At 68.1% G+C, this 22,137-nt stretch carries 18 protein-coding genes; 12 read left to right on the top strand and 6 right to left on the bottom strand.

The features are described 5' to 3' along the window. The first annotated feature begins 131 nt into the window (after window positions 1-131). Genes JWQ81_RS13325 through JWQ81_RS13310 form a run of 4 tightly spaced genes read left to right on the top strand, consistent with a single transcriptional unit; the run spans window position 132 to window position 4,181 of the window. Complete coding sequence (locus tag JWQ81_RS13325; protein WP_297541189.1) at window positions 132-1,088, top strand: SMP-30/gluconolactonase/LRE family protein; 957 nt, start codon at window positions 132-134, stop codon at window positions 1,086-1,088. Continuing rightward, on the top strand, window positions 1,085-2,134 hold the full coding sequence (locus JWQ81_RS13320) for an SMP-30/gluconolactonase/LRE family protein (protein WP_297541187.1): 1,050 nt from the start codon (window positions 1,085-1,087) through the stop codon (window positions 2,132-2,134). Before JWQ81_RS13325 ends, JWQ81_RS13320 begins: the two co-directional genes overlap by 4 nt. Beyond that, window positions 2,131-2,955 carry an SDR family NAD(P)-dependent oxidoreductase gene (locus JWQ81_RS13315; RefSeq protein WP_297541185.1) on the top strand — a complete coding sequence of 275 codons (825 nt, stop codon included), beginning with the start codon at window positions 2,131-2,133 and terminating at the stop codon, window positions 2,953-2,955. The genes JWQ81_RS13320 and JWQ81_RS13315 overlap by 4 nt, the downstream gene beginning before the upstream one ends. Next, on the top strand, window positions 2,952-4,181 hold the full coding sequence (locus JWQ81_RS13310) for an amino acid deaminase/aldolase (protein ID WP_297541182.1): 1,230 nt from the start codon (window positions 2,952-2,954) through the stop codon (window positions 4,179-4,181). Before JWQ81_RS13315 ends, JWQ81_RS13310 begins: the two co-directional genes overlap by 4 nt. Window positions 4,182-4,188: 7 nt before the next feature. On the opposite strand, the gene JWQ81_RS13305 is transcribed toward JWQ81_RS13310, so the two are convergent. Beyond that, on the bottom strand, window positions 4,189-4,527 hold the full coding sequence (locus JWQ81_RS13305; protein ID WP_297541180.1) for a YciI family protein: 339 nt from the start codon (window positions 4,525-4,527) through the stop codon (window positions 4,189-4,191). A 99-nt stretch (window positions 4,528-4,626) separates the two neighbouring features. Between JWQ81_RS13305 and JWQ81_RS13300 the strand changes: the two genes are divergently transcribed. Both JWQ81_RS13300 and JWQ81_RS13295 read left to right on the top strand, forming a co-directional pair. Further along, window positions 4,627-5,295, top strand: coding sequence for a DUF899 family protein (locus JWQ81_RS13300; RefSeq protein ID WP_297541178.1), 669 nt, complete (start codon window positions 4,627-4,629; stop codon window positions 5,293-5,295). Between the two features lie 22 nt (window positions 5,296-5,317). Beyond that, window positions 5,318-5,911, top strand: coding sequence for an amino acid transporter (locus tag JWQ81_RS13295; protein WP_297541176.1), 594 nt, complete (start codon window positions 5,318-5,320; stop codon window positions 5,909-5,911). Window positions 5,912-5,957: 46 nt separating this feature from the next. Here the strand turns inward: JWQ81_RS13295 and JWQ81_RS13290 are convergent, their stop codons facing one another. Further along, entirely contained in the window at window positions 5,958-6,290 is a 333-nt protein-coding gene (locus JWQ81_RS13290) for a hypothetical protein (RefSeq protein WP_297541174.1), read from the bottom strand. Between the two features lie 236 nt (window positions 6,291-6,526). Here JWQ81_RS13290 and JWQ81_RS13285 point away from each other — a divergent pair, with 236 nt between their 5' ends. The 3 genes from JWQ81_RS13285 to JWQ81_RS13275 all read left to right on the top strand — a co-directional run bounded on the left by JWQ81_RS13285 (window position 6,527) and on the right by JWQ81_RS13275 (window position 12,466). Further along, window positions 6,527-9,970, top strand: coding sequence for a TM0106 family RecB-like putative nuclease (locus JWQ81_RS13285; RefSeq protein WP_297541172.1), 3,444 nt, complete (start codon window positions 6,527-6,529; stop codon window positions 9,968-9,970). Window positions 9,971-10,306: 336 nt separating this feature from the next. Beyond that, entirely contained in the window at window positions 10,307-11,554 is a 1,248-nt protein-coding gene (locus JWQ81_RS13280; protein ID WP_297541169.1) for an HNH endonuclease signature motif containing protein, read from the top strand. A 570-nt stretch (window positions 11,555-12,124) separates the two neighbouring features. Next, window positions 12,125-12,466, top strand: coding sequence for a hypothetical protein (locus JWQ81_RS13275; protein WP_297541167.1), 342 nt, complete (start codon window positions 12,125-12,127; stop codon window positions 12,464-12,466). Between the two features lie 36 nt (window positions 12,467-12,502). Here the strand turns inward: JWQ81_RS13275 and JWQ81_RS13270 are convergent, their stop codons facing one another. Then, a complete protein-coding gene (locus tag JWQ81_RS13270) occupies window positions 12,503-12,682 on the bottom strand; it encodes a hypothetical protein (RefSeq protein ID WP_297541165.1) in 180 nt (59 codons plus the stop codon). 428 nt (window positions 12,683-13,110) lie between these two features. Between JWQ81_RS13270 and JWQ81_RS13265 the strand changes: the two genes are divergently transcribed. After that, window positions 13,111-13,326: a hypothetical protein gene (locus JWQ81_RS13265; protein WP_297541163.1), complete on the top strand. Its 216-nt coding sequence runs from the start codon at window positions 13,111-13,113 to the stop codon at window positions 13,324-13,326. A 43-nt stretch (window positions 13,327-13,369) separates the two neighbouring features. On the opposite strand, the gene JWQ81_RS13260 is transcribed toward JWQ81_RS13265, so the two are convergent. The 3 genes from JWQ81_RS13260 to JWQ81_RS13250 all read right to left on the bottom strand — a co-directional run bounded on the left by JWQ81_RS13260 (window position 13,370) and on the right by JWQ81_RS13250 (window position 17,657). Then, a complete protein-coding gene (locus JWQ81_RS13260; protein ID WP_297541161.1) occupies window positions 13,370-14,161 on the bottom strand; it encodes an FHA domain-containing protein in 792 nt (263 codons plus the stop codon). A gap of 69 nt (window positions 14,162-14,230) precedes the next feature. Continuing rightward, entirely contained in the window at window positions 14,231-15,535 is a 1,305-nt protein-coding gene (locus tag JWQ81_RS13255) for a serine/threonine-protein kinase (protein WP_297541159.1), read from the bottom strand. After that, window positions 15,522-17,657 carry a serine/threonine-protein kinase gene (locus JWQ81_RS13250; protein WP_297541157.1) on the bottom strand — a complete coding sequence of 712 codons (2,136 nt, stop codon included), beginning with the start codon at window positions 17,655-17,657 and terminating at the stop codon, window positions 15,522-15,524. Before JWQ81_RS13250 ends, JWQ81_RS13255 begins: the two co-directional genes overlap by 14 nt. A gap of 276 nt (window positions 17,658-17,933) precedes the next feature. Between JWQ81_RS13250 and JWQ81_RS13245 the strand changes: the two genes are divergently transcribed. Both JWQ81_RS13245 and JWQ81_RS13240 read left to right on the top strand, forming a co-directional pair. Further along, complete coding sequence (locus JWQ81_RS13245) at window positions 17,934-20,270, top strand: chitobiase/beta-hexosaminidase C-terminal domain-containing protein (protein WP_297541155.1); 2,337 nt, start codon at window positions 17,934-17,936, stop codon at window positions 20,268-20,270. Between the two features lie 68 nt (window positions 20,271-20,338). Beyond that, window positions 20,339-21,178: an SDR family oxidoreductase gene (locus tag JWQ81_RS13240; RefSeq protein WP_297541154.1), complete on the top strand. Its 840-nt coding sequence runs from the start codon at window positions 20,339-20,341 to the stop codon at window positions 21,176-21,178. The last annotated feature ends 959 nt before the right edge of the window (window positions 21,179-22,137 follow it).

Genomic DNA, 22,137 nt, shown 5'->3' with positions numbered 1-22,137 from the left:
CCCTGCTGCGGGCGGACGGGATGTCGTCCAGCATGAGTTGGTCACGTGTACAAGTCAAGTGTCAAAACTATTGACTTAACGGTCTCCGGGTTGTCATCCTCGGTTCATCCCACCGATCCGAGGAGATCCCGATGACCACGCGAACCGGCACCGTCCTGGACGGCTTCGGCGTGCCTGAATCACTGCGCTGGCACGAGAACGCGCTGTGGTTCTGCGATCTCGCCCACGGCACCGTGCATCGCTGGGCCGGGGAGGGCGAAGCGGAGACCGTGGTCTCCGTACCGGGCCGCGCGGGCGGGCTCGGCTGGCTTCCCGACGGCCGGATGCTCGTGGTGTCGATGGACGACCGGTGCGTCTACCGGCAGGAACCCGACGGCTCGCTTGTCGAACACGCGGATCTGCGGTCGATCGCCGGCGGCCCGGTCAACGACATGCTCGTCGACGACCTCGGTCGCGCCTACGTCGGCAACTTCGGTTTCGACTACCACGCGTTCGTCCGCCGGCACCCGAATTCCCTGCTCTACGCGCCACCAGGACCCACCGGCGCGCCGCTGGCCTGCTTCGATCCGGACGGCGCGCTGCTCGGCCTCACCGAACCGCTGCTGTTCCCGAACGGCGCGGTCCTCATCGGCGACACCTTTGTCGTCGCCGAGACCCTGGGCCTGCGGCTGACCGCGTTCACGGTCGGCGCCGACGGGCTGCTGGCGGATCCGACTCCGTGGGCGCCGCTGATCGGGCCGCGGATGTGGCAGGCGCTCACCAACCCGGGCCTGCTCGGGAAGGTGACGCGCACGGCGTCGACCGTGCTCGACCGGCCCGCGATCGCCGAGCGGTCGAGCACGCCCATCGCGCCCGACGGCATCGCCCTCGGCGCGGACGGCACGATCTGGGTCGCCAATGCCCTCCGCGGGGAATGCGTCCGGGTCGCCCGCGGCGGCGAGGTCCTCGACCGCGTTCCGACGACCCAGCACACCCTGAGCTGCCTCGCCGTCGGCGACAAGCTTTACGCGGCGACAGTGCCCGACGACGACCCCGTGCGGGCCGCGGGGATCAACGGCGGCCGGATCGAGGTGTACCCGCTCCCATGACCACTGTGACGCCTGTGACCGCTGTGACCAGCACTGTCCTCAATGGTATCGGCATCCCGCAAGCCTTGCGGTGGCATGAAGACGCGCTGTGGTTCTCCGATATCGCGGCCGGCACCGTGCACCGCTGGGACGGGTCCGGAGCGGCGGCGAAGGTCGCCGACGTGCCCGGCGCCGGGGGACTGGGCTGGCTGCCGGACGGCCGGTTGCTCGTCGTCTCGGCGCGGGACCAGTGCGTCTACCGCCAGGAACCGGACGGTTCGCTGAGCGTCCATACCGACCTGTCCGCGGTCGCCGGCGGCGCGCTCAACGACATGATCACCGACGAGCAGGGCCGGGCGTACGTCGGGAACTACGGTTTCGACTACGAGGAACGAACTCGCGACCATCCGCACGCGCAGCTCTTCCGCCCGCCCGGCCCGGCACCGACCCCGATCGCCTGTCTGGCGGCGGATGGCAGTCTCGCCGGGCTCAGTGATCCGGTCGTGTTTCCCAACGGCTGCACGTTTCTCGACGGGGGAAGGACGCTGCTCGTCGCGGAGACGCTGGCGTTCCGGCTGACCGCGTTCACCGTGTCCCCCGAAGGGCTGCTCGTCGACCGGCGGACGTGGGCGTCGCTCATCCCGCCGTGGCTGTGGCGGGCGTTGACCGCACCCGGTCTCAAAGGGACAGTCGTGCGCCGGATTGCCGCGCTGCTGGAGCATCCCCGCGTCACCGCCCTGTCCCGGAAGCCGGCACTGATCGCGCCGGACGACCTCGCCGCGTCACCGGACGGCACGGTGTGGGTGGCCAACTCCCTGGGCGGTGAGTGCCTGCGCATGGGGCCCGGCGCGGAAGTGCTGGAACGGGTCGTGACGAGCCAGCACACACTGGGCTGCGTTCTCGGGGGTGCCGACGGGCACACGCTGTTCGTCGCGACCGTGTCCACTTTGGACCCAGAACTGTCAGCCACCGTGCGCGGCGGCCGGATCGAAACCTTCCGCTTGCCGGAAATTCCCACCACGGAAAGAGGAACAGCCATGCGCACATCTTCGGAGCGGTCGTCTTGACCGGGCAAGCCGTGTTCGTCACCGGGGCCGCCAGCGGGATCGGCGCGGCCGTCGCGAGGATCGCCGCGCGGCGCGGCTACCGGGTGATGATCGCGGACGTCAACGGTCCCGCCGCGGCCGAACTCGCGGCCGAACTCGCGGCTGAATTCAAGAATGACGTCGAGTCGGTGGTACTCGACGTCCGCGACGCCGACAGCTGGGACGCCGCCTTGGCGTCCACAGTGGAGCGTTTCGGCTCGCTGGACGTCCTGGTCAACAACGCCGGGATCATCCACACCGGGAACGCCCGTGACCTCTCGCTCGCCCAACACCGCGACATCGTCGAGGTCAACCTGCTCGGCACGATCACCGGGGTGCTCACCGCGTTGCCGCTGATGTCGGCGCAGGGCCGGGGACACATCGTCAACGTCTGCAGCATGACGTCGTTCCTGCCACTGACGGGCTACTCGACGTACGGCGCCACCAAACACGGGATGCGCGCGTTCCACCACAGCGTGGCGATCGAAGAGCGCGACGGGCCGGTGACCTTCAGCATCATCCACCCGCCGTCGACGCGCACGCCGATGCTCGCGCAGGAGATGGCCGACCCCAGTTCGGTGATCGCGTTCGCCGAGAAGTCCCATTCACCCGAGGAGATCGCGGAACAGGTCGTCGACGCGATCGCCAAGAAGCCGGTCGAGGTGGTCTTTCCCCGCTGGGCAGGCCGATTCCAGCGGGTGGCGGGGGTGTTCCCGGTACTCATGCACTGGGCGATTCCGCGTGTCGTGCGTAAGGGGCACAAGCGCCGCGCCGAACTCGCATACGAGGGAGGAGCGCGATGACGGCTTTGGACGTGCAACCCGCGGTGATCACCCAGGCCGGCGCGTTGCGGTACGAAGCGCTGCAAGAGGCGACAGCGCGGCTGGAACCGCCGTTCGCGGTGGTCGACCTCGACGCGTTCGACGTCAACGCGGGTGACCTCATGCGGCGCGCCGGTGCGAAACCGATCCGGTTGGCGAGCAAGTCGGTGCGCTCGCGGGTGCTGATCGACCGGGCGCTCGGACGAGCGAGCTTCCAGGGGATTCTGGCGTTCACCTTGGCGGAGGCGCTCTGGCTCGCCGAGGATCACGACGACGTCGTCATCGGGTATCCGACGGCCGACGCGACGTCGTTGCGCCTGCTCGCCGCCGACGAGCGGCTGGCTTCCCGGGTGACCCTGATGATCGACTCGACCGAGCACCTCGACTTCGTCGAAGCGTCACTGGACACCGGGCATCCGCCGATCCGCGTGTGCATCGATCTCGACGCCGCTCTCGAACTGGCCGGCGGCAAAGTGCATCTCGGCCCACGCCGATCGCCGGTCCGCTCGCCCGCGCAGGCCGTCAGACTGGCGCGGGCGGTGCTGTCGCGCAAGGGGTTCACGCTCGTCGGGCTCATGGCTTACGAGGGTCAGATCGCGGGACTCGGCGACAACTATCCCGGTATGCCCATGAAACGCGCTGCCCTTCGGGCCATGCAACGGGCTTCGACGGACGAACTCGCCGAGCGCCGCGGAGCGGTGGTCGAAGCAGTCCGGGCCTTGGCGCCACTCGAGTTCGTCAACGGCGGCGGAACGGGCAGCCTGGAGTCGACCGCCGCCGAGGAAGCCGTTACCGAACTGACCGCCGGTTCGGGTCTCTACGCGCCCGGGCTTTTCGACTACTACCGCGGGTTTCGGCACTATCCGGCCGCGTTCTTCGTCCTGTCGGTGGTACGGCGCCCGGCGCCGGAGATCGTGACCGTCCTGGGCGGCGGCTGGGTCGCGTCCGGACCGCCCGGGCGGGACAGGCTGCCGAAGATCGCCTGGCCGACCGGCCTGAGCATGTCGGCGACCGAAGCCGCGGGGGAGGTGCAGACCCCGGTCAGCGGCGCGGCCGCCGCGCGGCTGGGCATCGGCGACCGGGTCTGGTTCCGTCACGCCAAGGCGGGCGAGCTGTGCGAACGCGTCGACGAACTGCACCTGGTGCGGGGCACGCAGGTGATCGGCACCGTCCCGACCTACCGCGGGGAGGGCAAGTACTTCCTGTAGCGGCTCCCTACTCGAACTCGCGGATCTCGATGGGGGAGTACGGGGCTTCGGGGAGCCGGGCGGCGATCTCGGTGGCGCGATCGAGGTCGGCGCAGTCGACCAGGTAGTAGCCCGCCATCACTTCCTTGGCTTCGGTGAACGGCCCGTCAGTGGACACGATCTGACCGTCGAGAACCCGCACTGTTCGGGCGTTGTCCCTGCTCAGCGGCTTGGTGTCGAGGAACTCGCCGGAGGCGATGAGGTCCTTGATGAGCTCGCCGTGCGCTTGGTGCAACGCGTCCGGGCCGGCGTCGTCGAGCGCGTCCCGGCCGGTCGCGTTGCGGTAGATCATGAGCAGGTACTTCACGAGGAAACTCCTGGGGTTGTCATGTCGAGATCCGCCGGGCTGCTTCGACCTCAGGGTACGAGGCGCCCGAGCGGGGTGCCGGGACATCGGGAGGACGACATGACGTTGTCGAGGATCGGCACGCGGGAAGAATGGCTGGCCGCGCGCATCGACCTGCTGGCCAGGGAGAAGGCAGCCACCCGGCTGCTCGACGGGATCAGCGCGGCGCGTCGCGAGCTGCCGAGGGTCGAGATCGACAAGAAGTACGTGTTCGAGGGCGTGCACGGGCAGGTCGGCCTGCTGGACCTGTTCGAGGGTCGGGAGCAGTTGATCATCCAGCACGTCATGTGGGTCTTCGACGGCGGCCGTATCTGCCCGATGTGCGCCGGGTCGATCGCCGACCGGGGCGGCGTGGGGACGCTGAACGACAGCGGGATCACGTTGGCCATGGTCGCCAGGGGGCCGTGGCCCGAGCTCGAGGCGTACAGCCGGGAGCATGGCTTGGCCGGCCCGTGGTACTCGTCGCACGGCAGCGAGTTCAACTTCGACTTCCACGTCAGCATGGACGACTCGGTGACCCCGGCCGAGTACAACTACCGGGGTCGTGACGCGAGCGAGAAGGCGGGTAAAGCCGACTTCCTCGAAGGTGAGCAGCCCGGTAACAGCGTCTTCATCCGTGATGGGGACAGGGTTTTCCACACCTACTCGACGTTCGCTCGCGGCGTCGAGCTGCTCGACCCGGTCTTCGGGTTCCTCGATGTGACCCCGCTGGGCAGGCCTGTGCGGTAACGATCGTGGCACCCTGGTGGGCGTGTGGACCTGGGAACCGGAGAGTCTCGACGACGTCGTCGCGAGGTTCTCCGGGCTTCGGGTCCCCTGGTGGATCGCGGGCGGATATGCGATCGAGCTCGCCGTCGGGCGGTCGTTCCGCGAGCACGCGGACATCGACGTCCTGCTGCTGCGCCGCGATCAGGCTGCCGTGCAGCAGGTGCTCGCCGGCTGGGAGTGGTGGGCCGCCGACCCGCCCGGCGTCCTCTGCCCCTGGGCGCACGGCGAGACACTGCCACCGCCGGTACACGACATCTGGTGCAGGCCGTCTTCAGTCGAGCCGTGGCGGATCCAGGTCATGCTCGACGAATCCGACGGCGAAGACTGGGTGTCGCGGCGGAATCCTCGCGTGCGCGAGCCGATTGCGTCGCTGGGGCACGTCAGCGCTGACGGTGTGCCGTACCTCGCGCCGGAAGTGCAGTTGTTCTACAAAGCCAAAGAACCCCGCCCCAAGGACGAGGCCGAGTTCGCCGCGGCACTGCGCGTCCTCCTCCCGGAACAGCGGCATTGGTTGAGCGTCGCACTTGCGGATACCCACGGCGATCATCCCTGGCGCCGCCGGCTCGAAGACGACTGACAGAACCGGACAAGATCCGACGACGCGGGGGTCCTGACCGCGCGTTCTACTGGTACGAGGGCCGGCTGCAGCTGATCGGCTCGGTGAACGCGCCCTGCCGGGCCAGCTCGTCCATCATGTCGTCGTAGTCGATGCCGAGGTGCTGGCAGTGGACGATGTTGAGGGCCAGCGCTGTCCGCCGGTCGGCGATGCGGGGCGTGCGCCCCGAGCTCAGGCAGTACGAGCACAGGGTGCGGCAGTGCACCGCCGAGTTGGTCTCGACCATCGCGGCGCGCAGGCCCGCGTCCGTCCGGCCGCAGCCTTCGCACAGCGGCGCCACCGGGCACCGGGAGGTGTCGTCGAGGTCGATCGCGATCCGGGTTGCTGTTTCACACTGCATCGCTGTTCGTCCCATCGTGTCGGGGTTCTGGTTCAGACACGCATGAACGACCAGTACCGGTTCAGCGCGGCGCGGACTTTCTCGCCGACCTCTCCACAAGAGCCTCTACGGCCCCTGTGGATACCCAACCAGGTGTGGTGTGCATCTCGCCAGCTGAAATGTGTCGACCAGACGGGTGGCGTGTCGCGGCGGGGCTGAGGAGGTTCCGGCCGCGGACCGTGTCAGACTGCCCAGCGATGCACACCCCCAGCGACCTCGCCGACCTGCTCGAATGCGATCACCGCAGCATCCTCAACCAGGCGTTGTCCGCCGGGTTGCCGGGAGCGCCGCGCCCGGGCAGCGGCGCCGACCAGCTCGCGGTCAAGCACGGACGCGCCCACGAGCAGGCCACGTTGGCCAAGTTCCGGCACGAACGCCACGCGGTGGTCGAAATCGACTACCAGGACCGGGCGGCCGCGGTGAAGGCGACCGCCGAGGCGCTGCGAGCGGGTGCGCCGGTGATCTACCAAGCGGTTTTCCTCGACGAGGACTTCACCGGCCGCGCAGACTTCCTGCTCAGGGACGACGAAGGCCGCTACGAGGTCTACGACACCAAGCTGGCCAGGCACGCGAGGCCGTCGGCGGTGCTGCAGCTGACCGCGTACGCCGACGCACTGCGGCGCGCCGGCTGGCCGTCGGGGCCCGAAATGCACCTCCTGCTGGGCGACGGCACCACCCGGACGCTGCGGGTCGACGACTTTCTGCCGTTGCTGGAGCGGTTGCGGTCCAGGCTCCGGGCACGGCCGGTCGAGCTGCCCGAGCGGCTGTGGGCCGACCAGCGCCCGGCCTGCGCGAGCTGCGGTTACGCCCAGCACTGCGCGTCCGGCCGGGAAACCGACCGCGACCTGTCGCTCGTCGCGGGGATGCGCACGGATCAGCGCCGCAAACTGGCCGAGGCCGGGCTTGCCACCATCGACGCGCTGGCCACCGCCGAGCCGGAGGACCGGCCGCGGGACCTGTCCGCCACCACGTTCACGGCGTTGCGCGCACAGGCCGCCATCCAGGTCAAACAGGACACCACCGGCGAGGTCGGGTACGAGATCATCGACCCCGGCGTGCTCGCGGCGCTTCCGCCGTTCAGCCCCGGCGACGTCTTCTTCGACATGGAAGGCGACCCGTATGCGCTGGGCGGGAGCGGGCTCGAGTACCTGTTCGGCGCGGTCACCAAGGACGAAGCCGAGGAGTTCACGCCGTTCTGGGCGCACTCGCGGGCGCAGGAGAAGCGCGCGTTCGAGGAGTTCGTCGATTTCGCCGCGGCTCGGCTCGCTGCTCACCCCGGCGCGCATGTCTACCACTACGCGCCCTACGAGGTCACCGCGCTCAAGCGGCTCGCCGCGCTGCACGGTACGCGCGAAGAGGCCGTGGACGACCTGCTTCGCGGCGGCGCGCTGGTCGACCTCTACGCCGTGGTGCGCAAGGCACTGCTGGTATCGCAGCGGTCGTACTCCATCAAGTACCTCGAGCCGCTGTACATGCCGAGCGCGCGTGACGGAGACGTCAAGAACGCCGTGTCGAGCATCGAGGCGTACGAGGAGTACTTGACGCTGTCCCAACTCAGCGAGGTCGAGCGTGCGGACGAGGTCCTGCGCGGGATCAGCGACTACAACGAGTACGACTGCGTGTCCACGCTCCGGCTTTTCGAATTCCTCCACCAGATCCGCGAGAAGGCCGGGATCGAACCACTCGCGCCGGAAGAACGGTCCGACGCCGATGCGCTGATCGAGGACACCTCCGACCAGCTCGCCGCCGAGCGCCGAGCGGAACGTGCTGCCGCCATGGCCGCGTTGGTGGACCCGCTGCTCGAAGGACTGCCCGACGACCCGGCCGACGCCACCGCCGACCAACGCGCCCGCGCGCTGTTGGCCGCCGCGGTCGGCTACCACCGCCGCGAGACGAACCCGGCCTGGTGGGAGTTCTTCCGGCAGGTAGCCGCGCCACTCGGTGACCTCGAAGTCGACACGACGTGCGCGGTCCCGGTGTCGGTCCGCGCGGGGGAGTGGGTGGCGCCCGCGGGGCGGGTCAAGAAGGCCAAGCGGACGCTGACCATCGCCTGCGACCCGGACCGGCCGCATCCGTTCACCCTCGGGGACCAGGTGCGGCTGCGTTATCGGACGTCCGCCCGCGACGCCAAGGTCCTCGACGCGTCCGCCGAAGTGCTGACCCTGGAGGAAAGCGCCGCGGTGGACGAGACGACCGGTGAGCGCCCGGCCGCGGTCCTGCCCGGCAGCCCGGTCCGGCCTTCGCCCAAGGACGAGGCCGTCGCGGACCTCGCCCGGCTGGTCGTCGAAGGGTTGCCGGCATTGCCCGCGCATCCCGGTGTCGACTTGCTGCGCGGTACTCCGCCGCGGTTGCGCGGAGGCCGAGCGCTGCCCGAGCCCGGTGACGACCTGGTGCGCACGGTGATCGAGACCGTCGACGCGCTGGACGACTCGACGCTGGCCGTGCAGGGGCCGCCGGGGGCGGGCAAGACGTACCTGGCAGGCCAGTTGATCGCGCACCTGGTCCGCGCGGGCAAGACCGTGGCCGTGACGTCGACCAGTCACAAGGCGGTGGAGAACGTCATGGCGGCGGCGAAGGCCACCGCGCCGGAGCTGGCGGCGGCGAAGCGGCCGAAGAAAGCTGCCGACCCGTCGCTGCCGTGGGAGCAGCCCAAGGACAACCCGGGACTGGTACGCTGGCGGGCCGAGCACGACACCGGCCACCTCGTCGGCGGCACCGCGTGGACCTTCGCCAACACCGCGCTGCGGGCGGAGCCGTTCGACGTCCTGGTCATCGACGAGGCCGGGCAGTTCGCGCTCGCCGACGCGCTCGCGGTGTCGATGTGCGCGAAGAACCTGGTACTGCTGGGCGATCCGCAGCAGCTGCCGCAGGTCGTGCAGGGCACGCATCCGGCGGGCGCGGAGGCGTCGGCGCTGGGTCACCTGATCGGCGACGCCGACGTCATCTCGCCCGACCTCGGCTACTTCCTCGACCAGTCAAGGCGGATGCACCCCGCGGTGTGCGAACCGGTCTCGCAGCTGTCGTACGCCGGATTGCTGCACGCGCACCCGTCGGCCGCCGGACGAGGTGTGGCGGGCGTACCCGCCGGGCTGTACCTGGCCGAGGTCGATCACCACGGCAACACCACCCGTTCGGTCGAGGAAGCCGCTTCGGTCGCGGAAATCGTCGCGTCCCTGCACGGTCGCATGTGGGCGGACGGCGATGAGGTCCGCCCGCTCGCCGACGAGGACATCCTCGTGGTGGCGCCGTATAACCTGCAGGCGCGCGTGGTGACCAGGGAACTCCAGCGAGCCGGCTTCCCCGGCGTCCGCGTCGGCACGGTGGACCGCTTCCAGGGTCAGGAAGCACCGGTCGTGATCGCGACCATGACGTCGTCGTCCGCGGTGGACCTGCCACGTGGGCTGGACTTCCTGTTGTCCCGCAACCGGTTGAACGTCGCCTTGTCCCGCGCGCAAGCGGTCGCGGTACTCGTCTGCTCGCCGCGGCTGGTAGAGGCCGACATCCGGACGGTGGACCAGATGCGGCTGGTGTCGGGCATGATCGGCCTGATGAACGCGGCCTCGTCCTGGTCGGGTTCGGTAGGTACAGGTACAGGTACAGGTACAGGTACAGGTACAGGTGCGGGTGCTGGCTTGCGTTAGGTGGTAGGTCCGGTTTACTGCAGCAAGGACCGGGGCCGGGCGGGGTTATTGCCGGATTCGAGGGCCCGTTGCTTTGTGCTGGTGGTGTTTTTCGAGTGGCTCAAAGGGACTTTTCTTGCGGTCAACGCACGGATAACGCCTCCCCACTCACGTTAAGCAACCGGCCTTGTCATTGTGGTGCATCAGTGAGTGACGCGGCAAGCAGTTGCAGGAGACGAGCGGGCGTATTTCGTTGCTATGGCGGTCTTTCCAAATATTCGACGACTACGCCCGGCGATAATGTGTATCACCTGACCGTGTTCCGAATAAACGTTCGAATCGAGGTAGAATAGAGAAGTGCCCAGCGTAACGATCACCCTCCCCGATCCCGCCGATATCCGGCGTGCTGATCCGGCGACACTGGTCGAGTACGCGCGGGCGATCACCCGGGAGATGAACCGGTACACCGCGCTGCTGGGTCTGGTGGTCACCAAGACCGAGACTGATGGCATCAAGGTGACTCATCAGTACACCTCTGCGGTGCAGTGGCTGATGCATACGACGGGGTTGTCCGAGCCTGCGGCGCGTCAGATCGTGGTCCGTGCCCGCGGCACCAACTCCTTGTACGCCATCGACGGGACAGAGATCCCCGGTGTCGCACCCCTGACCGGTTTCGCCGCATTGGCCGGTGCTCTCACTCCCGCGCATGTGGACGTGATCGTGAAGACGATGACGGCGATGCCTTGCACGGTGTCGGAGGAGGATCGGGTGGCGGCGGAGAAAATCCTGGTCAACCTCGCCGTGAACACGTCCCCGGTCGAGGTGAAGAAAGCCGGCGACCGGATCCTCGACACGTTGGATCCGGATGGGCCGGAGCCGAAGGATCCGCCGGAGAGACCGCAGCGGGAGTTGTCGTTCCAGGAACACCGCGACGGCTCCGCGACACTCAAAGGCAAGCTCGACAACCTGGCCTACGCCCAGTTGCGGGCCGCGTTGGATCCGTTGGCGAAGCCGCACTCGGCGAAAGAGGAAGGCCGCGACACCCGCAGCCAATGGGAACGCCAGGCCGACGCGTTGGTCGATCTGGTCCGGCTCGCGATGACCGTGGACGAGATCCCGACCCATGGTGGTGACCGTGTCCATGTGGCGGTCACCGTGGACTACGAAACACTCAAGTCCGGCATCGGAACGGCGATGCTCGACTACGGTGGCGTCATCACGGCAGCGGAAGCGCGGATGTTGGCGTGTGACTGCAAGGTGATTCCCGCTGTTCTCGGGACTGAGAGTGAGCAGATGGATCTGGGGCGGTCCAAGAGAATTATCACCACCGGACAACGGCGACGACTCGTCATGCGGGACCGCGGATGCGCGTTTCCCGGTTGTAAAAGCCACGCCAAACACTGCGACGGGCACCATATCGTGTATTGGATCCTCGGCGGGCCAACCGACCTGGACAACTTGACCCTCCTGTGTGAACGGCACCACCGATTAATTCATTGTGGTGGTTGGGAAGTGCGGATGGGCGGTGACGGGAGACCGGACTTCATCCCGCCTGCCCATCTTGATCCGCTTCGAAGACCCAGGCGCAACACCATGCACCTGTAACAGAACAACCCACCCAGGGCTCGTGAGTGCCGCGACCGGATCATCCGGCCGCGACACTCACGAGCCCTGACTGCATTCCCCGGCTTTCGCAACTCGCCGTCGACTTGCTAACGCCCGCAGCGGTACTGAATCGGGGGACCCCTGGTACGAATGGCAGCGGACGCAGCCAGCCCCAGCAGCCTCAGTGCCCACATCGGCACCGGTGGTACTACCGCGTCACGGATGCGGCACTCGGATCCGTACTGCGTGCCCGTCGTGGCCCGGTCCTTGCTTCAGTAAACGCAAGCGCTCGACACCACAGCCCTAACCGCGCTCCCTCTTACCGCAACTCGACGGCGAGTTGCGGTAGTTGATGTCCGCAACGATCGCAACTCGCCGTCGAGTTGCGAAGGTCTGCTGAGCTACGGACGTTGGCCTCGTACCGTCCCGGGCGCCTATGACGCTCGCCGGTCTGCCGCAACGGGAAGAAGACAGGATCCGAACAGGTTCCTGACAGTCGGTGGCTAGCTTGGGTCGGGTAAGGATCGTCCACAGGGGACTCGACCGCTTTCGGCCATCGGAGGAAAACCCATGCAGCTCAAAAGTTTAGTTGTTTCCGGTACGGTCGCAGCGGCGATTGTCGGTTCGCTGGCGTTGGCGACGTCGGTGGCCGACGCGGCACCGGCGCCGAGTCGTTCCGCCCAGGTCGTCTCCGCAGCTGCTCCGGCGCGCCACGGTGTCCGTGCGAAGGTGACGCGTCCGGCCCCGGCTCAGCTTCGTGCGCTGCCTGCCCCTGCCCCGGCGCAGGCCAACCCGACCCGCGTTCTGCCTGCGCCCGCACAGTTGCGTGCGGTTCCTTCGCAGGCGAGCCCGGCACGTCTTCGTGCGGTCGCCCAGGCCGAGGCTGCGCAGGTCGTTCGGGCGCATCGCTAAGCGCTGATGCTCAGCCAGCGGGTGCGTTCGTCGTGGTCAGCCGCGGCGGGCGCGCCCGCTGTCCGCCGTATCCAGTCGCGCGGGATCCGCGCCGGTCAACAGGTAGACCAGCTCGTCGGCGTCGATCAGGCCGGCGTCGGCAGCCCGGATCCAGGCCACCGCGGCGCGGCGGTCGAACTCCGTCGCGAGCTGCTTGGTTTCCGTCGTTTGCGGCATAACTGTCTCCACGGCTGCTCCCAATGCAGGTGAACGGACCCGCCACCGGGGGTCTGGGGTGGTCATGACGATTAAATGCCCGCCGGACCCGCAAAGTAAACCCTGTAGAGCTGTCTGTGACGGTGGGGTTGGCGTGATACAGGCGTTACACGAGCAGCCTTGACCAGGCTGATGTTGGTTGCGGACGGAGCCCGGGACCCGTCCCGAGCTCCGTCCGCGACACTGCGTCGACGTGGCCGAGTTCTTTCTGTTTCCGTGGCGCCCACGAACGATCTCGAAGTACGCGACGCAGATCCGGTCGGGGGACCAGCCGCGGTCCGGTCCGGCTGGCGGGCAAGGTACCTACCCCGTGGTCCTCAACCTGCCGCCCGAAGCGCCCAAGCCGTGGACGGCGGACGACGCGAAGGTGATTCTGTCGAAGTGCCCAAATGCGGGTCGAGGATGGCCGGATCGATCCGACCGGGCAGAGGGAAGTCCAGCTCTCCGCCGAAAGGATCGCCGAGGAACACGGCTACCAGCCTGGCGGCGGCCAGACGTTATACACCGCGGCGCGGGTCAGTGTGATCACCGGCTTCGCGATCCTCGTGGTGTTCGGCGCTTTGCTCGTACTCGGCTTCCTCTGGCGCCGCGTCCGCCGCGCTTGACTCCGAGCCGCTCGGCGGTCGGTGCTCGCCGGTGAACTCGCGGTCACGGCTCGAGCAGCTCCAGGTCTGCCTTGCCGATCGTGGTGGAGACCAGTAGTTCGATGATCAGGTTGTGGTTGAGGGTGTTGCCCACCGGCTGCGGGACTTCGTCCTCCACCAGCCCGGGAACCTTGGGGCTGAGCCGTTTGCGCACGTTCGTCACGTTGTGGGCGGCCCGGCGCCAGGTCCATCGCGCGGTCGGCTGCAGATCGCTCAGTTCGGTCGCCACCTGGGCCCAGGTCAGGGGTTGCGGCTGCGGATCGTGCCGCAGGTAGCGCTGGCTGAGGCAGACGAGCACCAGCCTTTCGACTTCGCTCAGCGGCCACACGCTGCCGTCGCGCGTCTCGGCCTCGTGCCCGTCCATCCGCGTCGGCGGCATGGTCGGCGCGGCGATCCTCACTTCGAGGAGGTACTCGTGTTTCGGGGCGACGATGAACACCGGCGTGTAGCCCACCGGCAGCTCGGCTCGGTCCCCGCTGAGAACCAGTCGCGAGCCGGGGAACCTGATCGGCAACCGGCCGAGGTTGTTCAGCACCCAGCGTTCGTGTTCCCGCGTGATCGACCCCTGCTGCCTGCTGACGTGCGGATCGTCCGGGCCGACGCAGACGTGCACGTCCGGTTCGTTGCGCCCGAACAGCACCGGGAACTCCACGTCCGGCGAGACGCTCATGCCGCCGTTCGCGCCCAGGACGAACAACGTGTTCGGCTGGGTCGGTGGCAGGCCCCTGGTGAGACTGCCGACCTCCTTCGGCAGGAGGTTGACCTTGCTCGACGATCCGGGCATCGACAGCGTCACGGTCCGTCCCCTTTCCCCGCGCCCACGTCCGAGCATGCTAACCAGTGGGCTCCGGGAGGGGTCCCCGGATCAGTTGGTTCCATTGTCATCGCCCTGCGATGGGTCGCCGGCGCTGCTGGTTTGCCCGGTGGCGGTCTCGAACCCGTCGATCAGTATCCGCCAGTTCACTTCGCCCGGTGGGAAGTGGTACTGGATCCGCCAACTCGCGAGCTGCGGCGAGGGCGCCACGGCGACGGCTTGGCGCCAGGGTAGCGGCACATTGTGCAGCGTCGTGGCTTTGCCGTTCACCGTGTAGGTCACGTCCGTCAGCGTTACCGTGCCGAAGAGGTAGAACTCCAGCGCGCGGGACTTCGGTGCGGCGCTGACAGAGGTCGCCACGGGGACCGGAACGGGCGCGGGGCTCGACGTGGGCGGCGCGGACGGGGGACTCCCGCTGGTCAGTACCAGCACACCGGCGCCCCCACCAGCCACGACGACGGCGCCCATCCCGATCAGCAGTGCCCGCCGGTTCAGCCGGCGAGGCAGTGGGGCCGAGGATCTCGCGACCGGCGGGTTCTCCGCTTCGCCTACCTGCCGGTCGATCTCGGCTGCAATGACCGGCGGCAGCCAGCCCGTGTCGGATACGGCGTCCGGAGCCACCGAAGTCAGGTATCCGATCAGCTCGGGCGCGGTCGGCCGTTCGGTCGGGTCGGGCCGCAGGCATCGCGCGAGCATCGCTTGCAAGGCGGGGTCGGCGACCCAGGATTCACCGCCCTGCTGGGCACCGGTGCACGCGTACACCAGCGTCGAACCGAACGCGTACACGTCGCTCGCCGGGCCGGCCCCGGTGCCGGTCACCTGTTCCGGGGCCATGAACCCCCGCGAACCGGCCGGGGTGACCGGTCCGGTGCGCACCTCGTCGGCGATCCCGAAGTCGATCACCCGCGGCCCGTCGGCGGTGAGGAGCACGTTCGCCGGTTTCAGGTCCAGGTGGGCGATCCCGGCGCGGTGGATCGACGCGAGCGCTTCGGCGAGCCCGACGGCCAGCGGCCACACCGAAGACATCGGCAGCGCACCGAAGTTCCGTATCGCGTCGCGCAGTGAGACCGACGGCAGGAACTCGGTCGCCAGCCAGGGCATCGCCGCTTCGGGATCCGCGTCGAGGACCGCCGGGCTGTACAACCCGCCGACCGTCCTGGCGGCCCACACTTCGCGCCGGAAGCGGTCCCGGAACGCCGGCTCCCGCGCGAATTCGGTGTGCATCACCTTGACCGCCACCGCGCGACCGCCCACCGACTGTCCCAAGTAGACGATCGCCATCCCGCCGGCGCCGACGCGCGCCAGAATCCGGTAACGCCCGACGGAACGGGGGTCGCCGGGTTCAAGACCCCGCACGCATGCCTCCCTTCGGCGGGGCCAATGCTTCCACATAGCCGTCCTTGGTGCCGACGAACACCAGTCCGGCGACGGACACGGGGCCGTTCGCCGTTAACGTCGAGTCCGCGCCGTAGGTCCACCGCGTCCGGCCGTCGGCCGCGGACAAGGCGTACACGTTCCGGTCGGTGCAGCCGACGTACACCGTGTCACCGGACAGGCCGAGCGAGTTCGACTGCCCGTACGACGCGCCTTCGTTGTTTCCCAGTCTGTGTGACCAGACCGTCTCCCCGGTGGCGATCTTCACCGCGAAGACCGTGCCGCCATCGCCGACGATGTACACCCGGTCGGCGTCGACCAGCATGGTGGCAGTCCAGCTGCCCACCGGGCTCGTCCAGGCGCGTGTCCCGCTGTCCGCGTGGACCGCGTGCAGGTCGCCGGAGTTGTCGGTGAGGAAGAACAGCCCGCTGCCGAACCGCGGTTGCACGTACCCGATGTCGATCGCGTACGTCCATTTCGTCCGGCCGTTCGCGTCGTCCAGTGCGACCAGCGAGGTGTCAGCCGCCGCGATGATCCCCGGAGCCGCGGTGAGTGACCGCTTCGCGTCTGCGGTCGCGGTCCAGCGGGTCTTCCCGTCGCCCGAGCCCAGCGCCCTGATCTTGTCTTCGTCGCCGAAGCAGATCACCGATCCGTTGTCCGCCAACCAGACCGGGGCTTCGGGAAAGAGCACGCGGTACATCCAGCGGGTGGCGCCGGAGGCGGGGTCGACGGCGGTCAGCAGCGGGTTCGAGTTCCCGGCGACGTACACGACGCCGTTGCTCACGGTGCCGAGGAGCGTGGTCGGGAGCGTCCACCGGATCGCGCCGGTGCTCGGGTCCAGCCCGCGGACGTCGCTCGTGTCCCTGGCCAGCACCAGCCCGCCCGCGCTGAACAGGTTCGGGTAGTCGTCGCCGACTTTGACCTTCCACTGCTGGACGGCCAGCGGGGGTGCGGGCGGCGCGGCGGGCGGGCTGGACGGCGTAGTCCGCGGTGGCGGCGTGTTCTCGGCCTGCGGTTCCGAGGTCCGGCTCAGTGCCCACGCGGTCACCCCACCAGCCGCCGCCAAGGTGGCGGCGCCGGCGATGATCAGGTTCCGCCGGCTGAGCCCGCGCTGTCCGGCTGGCGTGACTGGTGGCTCGAGTGTCTCCCCGCCCATCACCGCCGACGTCAGCGCCGAGTGCCGGGTGGACTCCGTCCCAGTATCGAGTACGGACCCGGGCAGCCGGCGGGCTGCGGCCGTCCGGAGGTCGATCGCCTCCGCGAGCGGGGGCGGCAGCCATCGGGTGCCCTGTACCGAGGTCCCGTCCCCGCTCAGCCTGTCCAGCAGTTCGGTCGCGGTCGGCCGTTGGCCCGGTTCCCGCCGCAGGCAGTCGGTGAGCAGGTCGCGGAGGTCGCGATCGGCCACCGCGTCGAGATCGGGCCGCGCCTGCTCGACCTGGCGCAGCGTGTCGACCGTGGCTCCGCCGTCGAACGGCTCCTTACCGGTCGCCGCGAACACCAACACCGAACCGAAGGAGAAGACGTCGCCGGCAGGCCCCGCCACATCACCGCGAGCCTGTTCGGGCGACATGAAGCCCGGCGTGCCGATGACGGCACCAACCCGGGTGATGGCGGTGGCGTCCTCCGGCCGGGCGATCCCGAAATCGACTACCCGCGGCCCGGCTCCGGTCAGCATGATGTTCGCCGGTTTCAGGTCGCGATGGGCCAGCCCGGTCCGGTGGATGTCGGCGAGTGCCTCGGCGAGCCCGGCGGCGAGCACCCGGACCGCGGACGCCGGCAGGCCGCCGAACGTGCCGACCGCCTGCAGCAGTGTCAGGCCGGGGAGGTACGCGGTGACCAACCACGGCGACGAGGCCTCGGGATCGGCATCGAGTACCGGTGCGGTGAACGCTCCCGTCACCGTCCGGGCGGCGGACACCTCGCGCCGGAACCGCGCGCGGTACTCGGCGTCCCCGGCGAACCGTTCCCGGACGACCTTGACCGCGACCGTCCGGCCACCGGGGGAGCGGCCGAGGTAGACGACCCCCATCCCGCCCGCGCCGAGGCGGGCCAGTAGTCGGTAGCCGCCCATCCGGCCCGGATCACCTGGTTGCAGCGGCTCCACGGCCCTCCCCCTTGATCACGGAGGAGTGTACCAATTCGGCGATTCCAGTGTCGTAACCTGCGGTTTCCGGTACCGGTTCCGCGAAAATGCGGCTCCGGCCGCTCTGAATCGAGGTGACCTTGCCGAATGGTGTCCATTTTCGGACTGGTCGGACAGGATTTGTTTCCGGCGCGTAACCCTTCCGCGCCCCGGTTCGGCCGTCTATGGTCTAGTCCAGTGGGGGTGCTGAGTGTTCGTTCGTTCACCGATTCCAGGCCCGGAGGTGTCGCCACAGTGATGTGGAGCCCCGAAAAACCCAGTTCTCGTCGACCACGATGGCGCTCTGGTCTGCTCGCGTTCGCCGCGTCGGTCGTCCTGCTCGCCGTCGCCGGCCTCGGTGGTACAGCTACCGCGGCCGCTCCCGACTTCAACCAGAGCGTCACGCAACTGAATGCGACGCAGGCCAAGATCTCGTTCACGCCGACCACGCCGGCGGTCTATGTCGATGTCCATTACCTGGTCAACAGCGCGAACCAGCAGAACGTCCGGATGACCAACAGCTCCGGCACCTGGGTGCAGACCGTCAGCTCGTTGACCACGGGGTCAGCGCTGGAATACTGGTTCACCTACGAGAAGAGCGGGCCCCAGTACGACTCGCCGCACTACACCTACACCCAGGGCGGTGGCACTACCCCGTCCGTCGCCGCGCCGACTTTCGCCCCACCGGGCGGAACGTACTCGAGCACGCAATCGGTGACGCTTTCCGACTCGACGGCGGGTTCGAGCATCCGCTACACCGTCGACGGTTCGACCCCCACGGCGTCGTCGACCCTTTACACGGGCCCGATTTCGGTCTCCTCGACCAGGACGGTCAACGCGATCGCCCTGAAGTCCGGTTCGACGAATTCGACGGTGGCGAGCGCGAGCTACACGATCGGCACCGCGCCGGCGGCCTGCCCGTCGCAGTCCGACACCCCGAACCTCGGCCCCAACGTGCACGTCTTCGACCCGAGCATGTCCTCGGCGACGATCCAGTCGCAGCTCGACGCCGACTTCAACGCGCAGAAGGACACCCAGACCGCGCAGTTCTCGGAGCGTCGGGTCGCCCAGCTGTTCAAGCCCGGTACGTACAACGTCGAGGACAACGTCGGTTTCTACACCTCGGTCGCCGGTCTGGGCCAGAATCCGGACGACGTGACCATCAACGGCCACGTCACCGTCGACGCGTTCAACGCCTCCGACGCCGGCAACGCGACGCAGAACTTCTGGCGCTCGGCGGAGAACATGGCCGTCAACGCCACCGGCGGGGACCGCTGGGCAGTCGCCCAGGCCGCCCCGTTCCGCCGCATGGACATCCGCGGCGACCTGCAGCTCTACCCGGCCAGCTTCGGCTTCGCCAGTGGCGGTTACATCGCCGACACGAAGGTCTCCGGCCAGACCGCGTCGATCTCGCAGCAGCAGTGGTACACCAGGGATTCCAGCCTGGCCAGCTGGGCGGGCGGCGTCTGGAACATGGTGTTCTCGGGTACCAGCGGCGCTCCGGCGACCACGTTCCCGAACCCGCCGGAAACCACGCTGGCCACCACGCCCGTCTCCCGTGACGTGCCGTACCTCTACATCGACAACACGGGCAAGTACCGGGTGTTCGAGCCTTCGTTGCGCACCAACGCTTCGGGCCCGAGCTGGGCGAACGGCAGCACCCCTGGCACCTCGGCGCCGATGAGCCAGTTCTACGTGGTCAAGGCCGGCGACACCGCGTCGACCATCAACTCCGCGCTGGCCTCGGGCTGCAACCTGTTCTTCACCCCGGGCGTCTACCACCTCAACCAGACGCTCAACGTCACCAAAGCGAACACGGTGATCCTCGGCATCGGCTACCCGACTCTGGTGCCGGACAACGGGGTCAACGCGGTGCAGGTCGCCGACGTCGACGGGGTCCGGCTCAAGGGCCTGCTCTTCGACGCCGGCACGACCAACTCGGCCGCGCTGCTCACGGTCGGCGAGTCGGGATCGTCGGCGAGCCACGCCGCCAACCCGACGACCATCCAGGACGTGTTCTTCCGCATCGGCGGGGAAAACGCGGGCAAGGCGACGGCGAGTCTGATCGTCAACAGCAATGACGCGATCATCGACCACATCTGGGCTTGGCGGGCCGACCACGGCAACGCGGGTTCGGTCGGCTGGACGACGAACACCGCAGACAACGGCGTGATCGTCAACGGCAACAACGTCGAGGCGACCGGGTTGTTCGTGGAGCACTACCAGAAGTATGAGGTCACCTGGAACGGGCAAAACGGCAAAACGATCTTCTTCCAGAACGAAATGCCGTACGACGTGCCGAACCAGGCTTCGTGGATGAGTCCGGCCGGCGTGAACGGTTACGCCGCGTACAAGGTCGGGGCGAACGTCACTTCACATGAGGCGTGGGGGTTGGGCAGTTACAACTTCTTCAACGTCAATCCGGCGGTGAACGCCTATCACGCGTTCGAAGTGCCGAATGCCGCCAGCGTGAAGTTCCACAGTCTGCTCACGGTGTCGCTGAACTACCAGGGCACGATCACCCATGTCATCAACGACACGGGTGCGGTCACACCGACGGGCACTACGCCCAGCAACGTGGTCAGCTACCCGTGAGCTGACCTGATCGGCTCGGTCACCTGCCGCTGACCATACATGAACTTATTTCATGTATGGTCAGCGGCATGAACGTGCTGATCACCGGCTGTTCGAGCGGGTTCGGGCTGCTGACGGCCGTCACACTGGCCGGGCAGGGGCACCGGGTGTTCGCGACCATGCGCGACCCCGCCAAGCGCGCCGCCCTCGACGCCGCGGCGGAGCGTGCCGGGGTCGGTGTCGAGGTCCTGCGGCTCGACGTCCGCGATCCGGGTTCGATCGCCGACGCCGTCGGGCAAATGCGGGAAGCCGCCGGGGGAATCGACGTCGTGGTGCACAACGCCGGCGTCGCCCACGCGGGATTCTTCGAAGACCAGCCGGACGAGACGGTCCGGGAGGTCTACGAGACCAACTTCTTCGGCGTGCTGGCGTTGACCCGCGAGGTCCTGCCCGGCATGCGTGAGCGACGCTCGGGCCGGATCGTCGTAGTGTCCAGCAACAGCGCGTTCATGCCGGAGCCGACGTTGTCCGCCTACGCGTCGTCGAAGTGCGCTGTCGAAGGCTGGGCGCAGTCGCTGGCCGTGGAGGTGCACTCCTGGGGGATCGACGTGGTGCTGATCGAACCGGGGACCTACCGCACCGAGATCTGGACCTCGGCGATCGTCGCCCGCCCGCCGGACAGTGTGTACCGCGCGTTCGCCGAGGTCGTGGAAGCGAAGGTGCGGGCCAGAGTCGCGCAGAGCGCACGCGATCCCCAGGAGGTCGCGGACCGGATCGCGAAGGTGGTCGGTGCCCGGCGGCCGCACCTGCGCCACCCCGTCGGCCGCAACTCCTGGACCGCGTGGGCGATGGGCCGCTTCCTGCCGTTCCCGGTCCGGCGCCGGTTGCTCGCCAAAGTCACCGGCCTGGACACCGTCCCGCTGCCCTAGTGTTGCCTGTCCTAGGGCGTGTTTCGGAAGTCAGGGCAGCCAGATGCCTCTCTTTCGTCGTGCTCGCCGCATGCTGGTGTGCCCGGTCTGCTGGGGACCGTAGGCCGGTGGAACATCCCGCCAGGGGTGTCCCGGCCCGGATCTGCCAACGGATCGGCGTCGATGAGCCGGCGCTTGGTCAACTTCGGTGGACGACCAGGCTTACGCCCGACGGGCAACAGGGGCTACCGCGGCCCATGGCGCGTCGGTCAGGTTCGATCGAATGGACACGAGGTCTCCGGCGGACATCCATTGCCATGGTTCAGAATCGATCTACCGAGACCTCACCTATTCGGTCAACGACACGCCGGGACTGGCGTCAAGTTCATCTGGGAAGGTGCCGACGAGGGTGGTCGGGTCAGCGGACACGGCTGGGCGTCACTTGTCGATAACGAGACGATCGAGGGACATCTGTTTTTCCACCTGGGCGGCGACTCGAGTTTCGAGGCAAAGCTCTTTGGTAGCGACGAAGAACTGGACGGGCAGTGAGCACATACCAGTACTGCCAATTCCTCGCGATCGACCGGCCGCTGGCAGATCTTTGCCGTTCCAGAGAGAGGAGTCCGTCCAGGCAGCGCCGGATTCTCAACTGGCCGCCCGCACGGCCCTTTGCGCGGCAACGTTGCAGGCCCGGCGTCCGACCAATCTGACCGGGAGGAATTTCATCCTGGCCAGTAGCTCGGCGGTGCCAGTGAACTCTTCCGCGTAACCTTTGGTGACGTTGAGTAGTGTGATGTGGCGATGACGGATGACTCGCCGAATTCGTTGATATGCAAGAGAAAAACGCAGAACCTCGGTATGAAGATGGTCCTTCCGAGATCAACTTCATAGAGGTTCTGCGCCTGATGAGTATTGCATACGAGGCGGTCCTGGACGTGTCTGAGGACAGTGCCCGCTTCCTGTCCGCGCTGCTGCATGCC

Source organism: Amycolatopsis sp., from assembly GCF_025464955.1.
Lineage (GTDB): Bacteria > Actinomycetota > Actinomycetes > Mycobacteriales > Pseudonocardiaceae > Amycolatopsis.
The sequence above is the reverse complement of the archived record's forward strand: the minus strand, read 5'-3'. Positions and strand labels throughout refer to the sequence as shown.

Bases quoted from the DNA above. Each gene is read 5' to 3' on its own strand.
- JWQ81_RS13270 (WP_297541165.1), bottom strand. From the start codon at position 12,682: ATGCCGCAAACGACGGAAACCAAGCAGCTCGCGACGGAGTTCGACCGC.
- JWQ81_RS13240 (WP_297541154.1), top strand. From the start codon at position 20,339: ATGAACGTGCTGATCACCGGCTGTTCGAGCGGGTTCGGGCTGCTGACG.
- JWQ81_RS13290 (WP_297541174.1), bottom strand. From the start codon at position 6,290: ATGCAGTGTGAAACAGCAACCCGGATCGCGATCGACCTCGACGACACC.
- JWQ81_RS13310 (WP_297541182.1), top strand. From the start codon at position 2,952: ATGACGGCTTTGGACGTGCAACCCGCGGTGATCACCCAGGCCGGCGCG.
- JWQ81_RS13285 (WP_297541172.1), top strand. From the start codon at position 6,527: ATGCACACCCCCAGCGACCTCGCCGACCTGCTCGAATGCGATCACCGC.
- JWQ81_RS13275 (WP_297541167.1), top strand. From the start codon at position 12,125: ATGCAGCTCAAAAGTTTAGTTGTTTCCGGTACGGTCGCAGCGGCGATT.
- JWQ81_RS13245 (WP_297541155.1), top strand. From the start codon at position 17,934: ATGTGGAGCCCCGAAAAACCCAGTTCTCGTCGACCACGATGGCGCTCT.
- JWQ81_RS13300 (WP_297541178.1), top strand. From the start codon at position 4,627: ATGACGTTGTCGAGGATCGGCACGCGGGAAGAATGGCTGGCCGCGCGC.
- JWQ81_RS13325 (WP_297541189.1), top strand. From the start codon at position 132: ATGACCACGCGAACCGGCACCGTCCTGGACGGCTTCGGCGTGCCTGAA.
- JWQ81_RS13320 (WP_297541187.1), top strand. From the start codon at position 1,085: ATGACCACTGTGACGCCTGTGACCGCTGTGACCAGCACTGTCCTCAAT.
- JWQ81_RS13265 (WP_297541163.1), top strand. From the start codon at position 13,111: ATGCGGGTCGAGGATGGCCGGATCGATCCGACCGGGCAGAGGGAAGTC.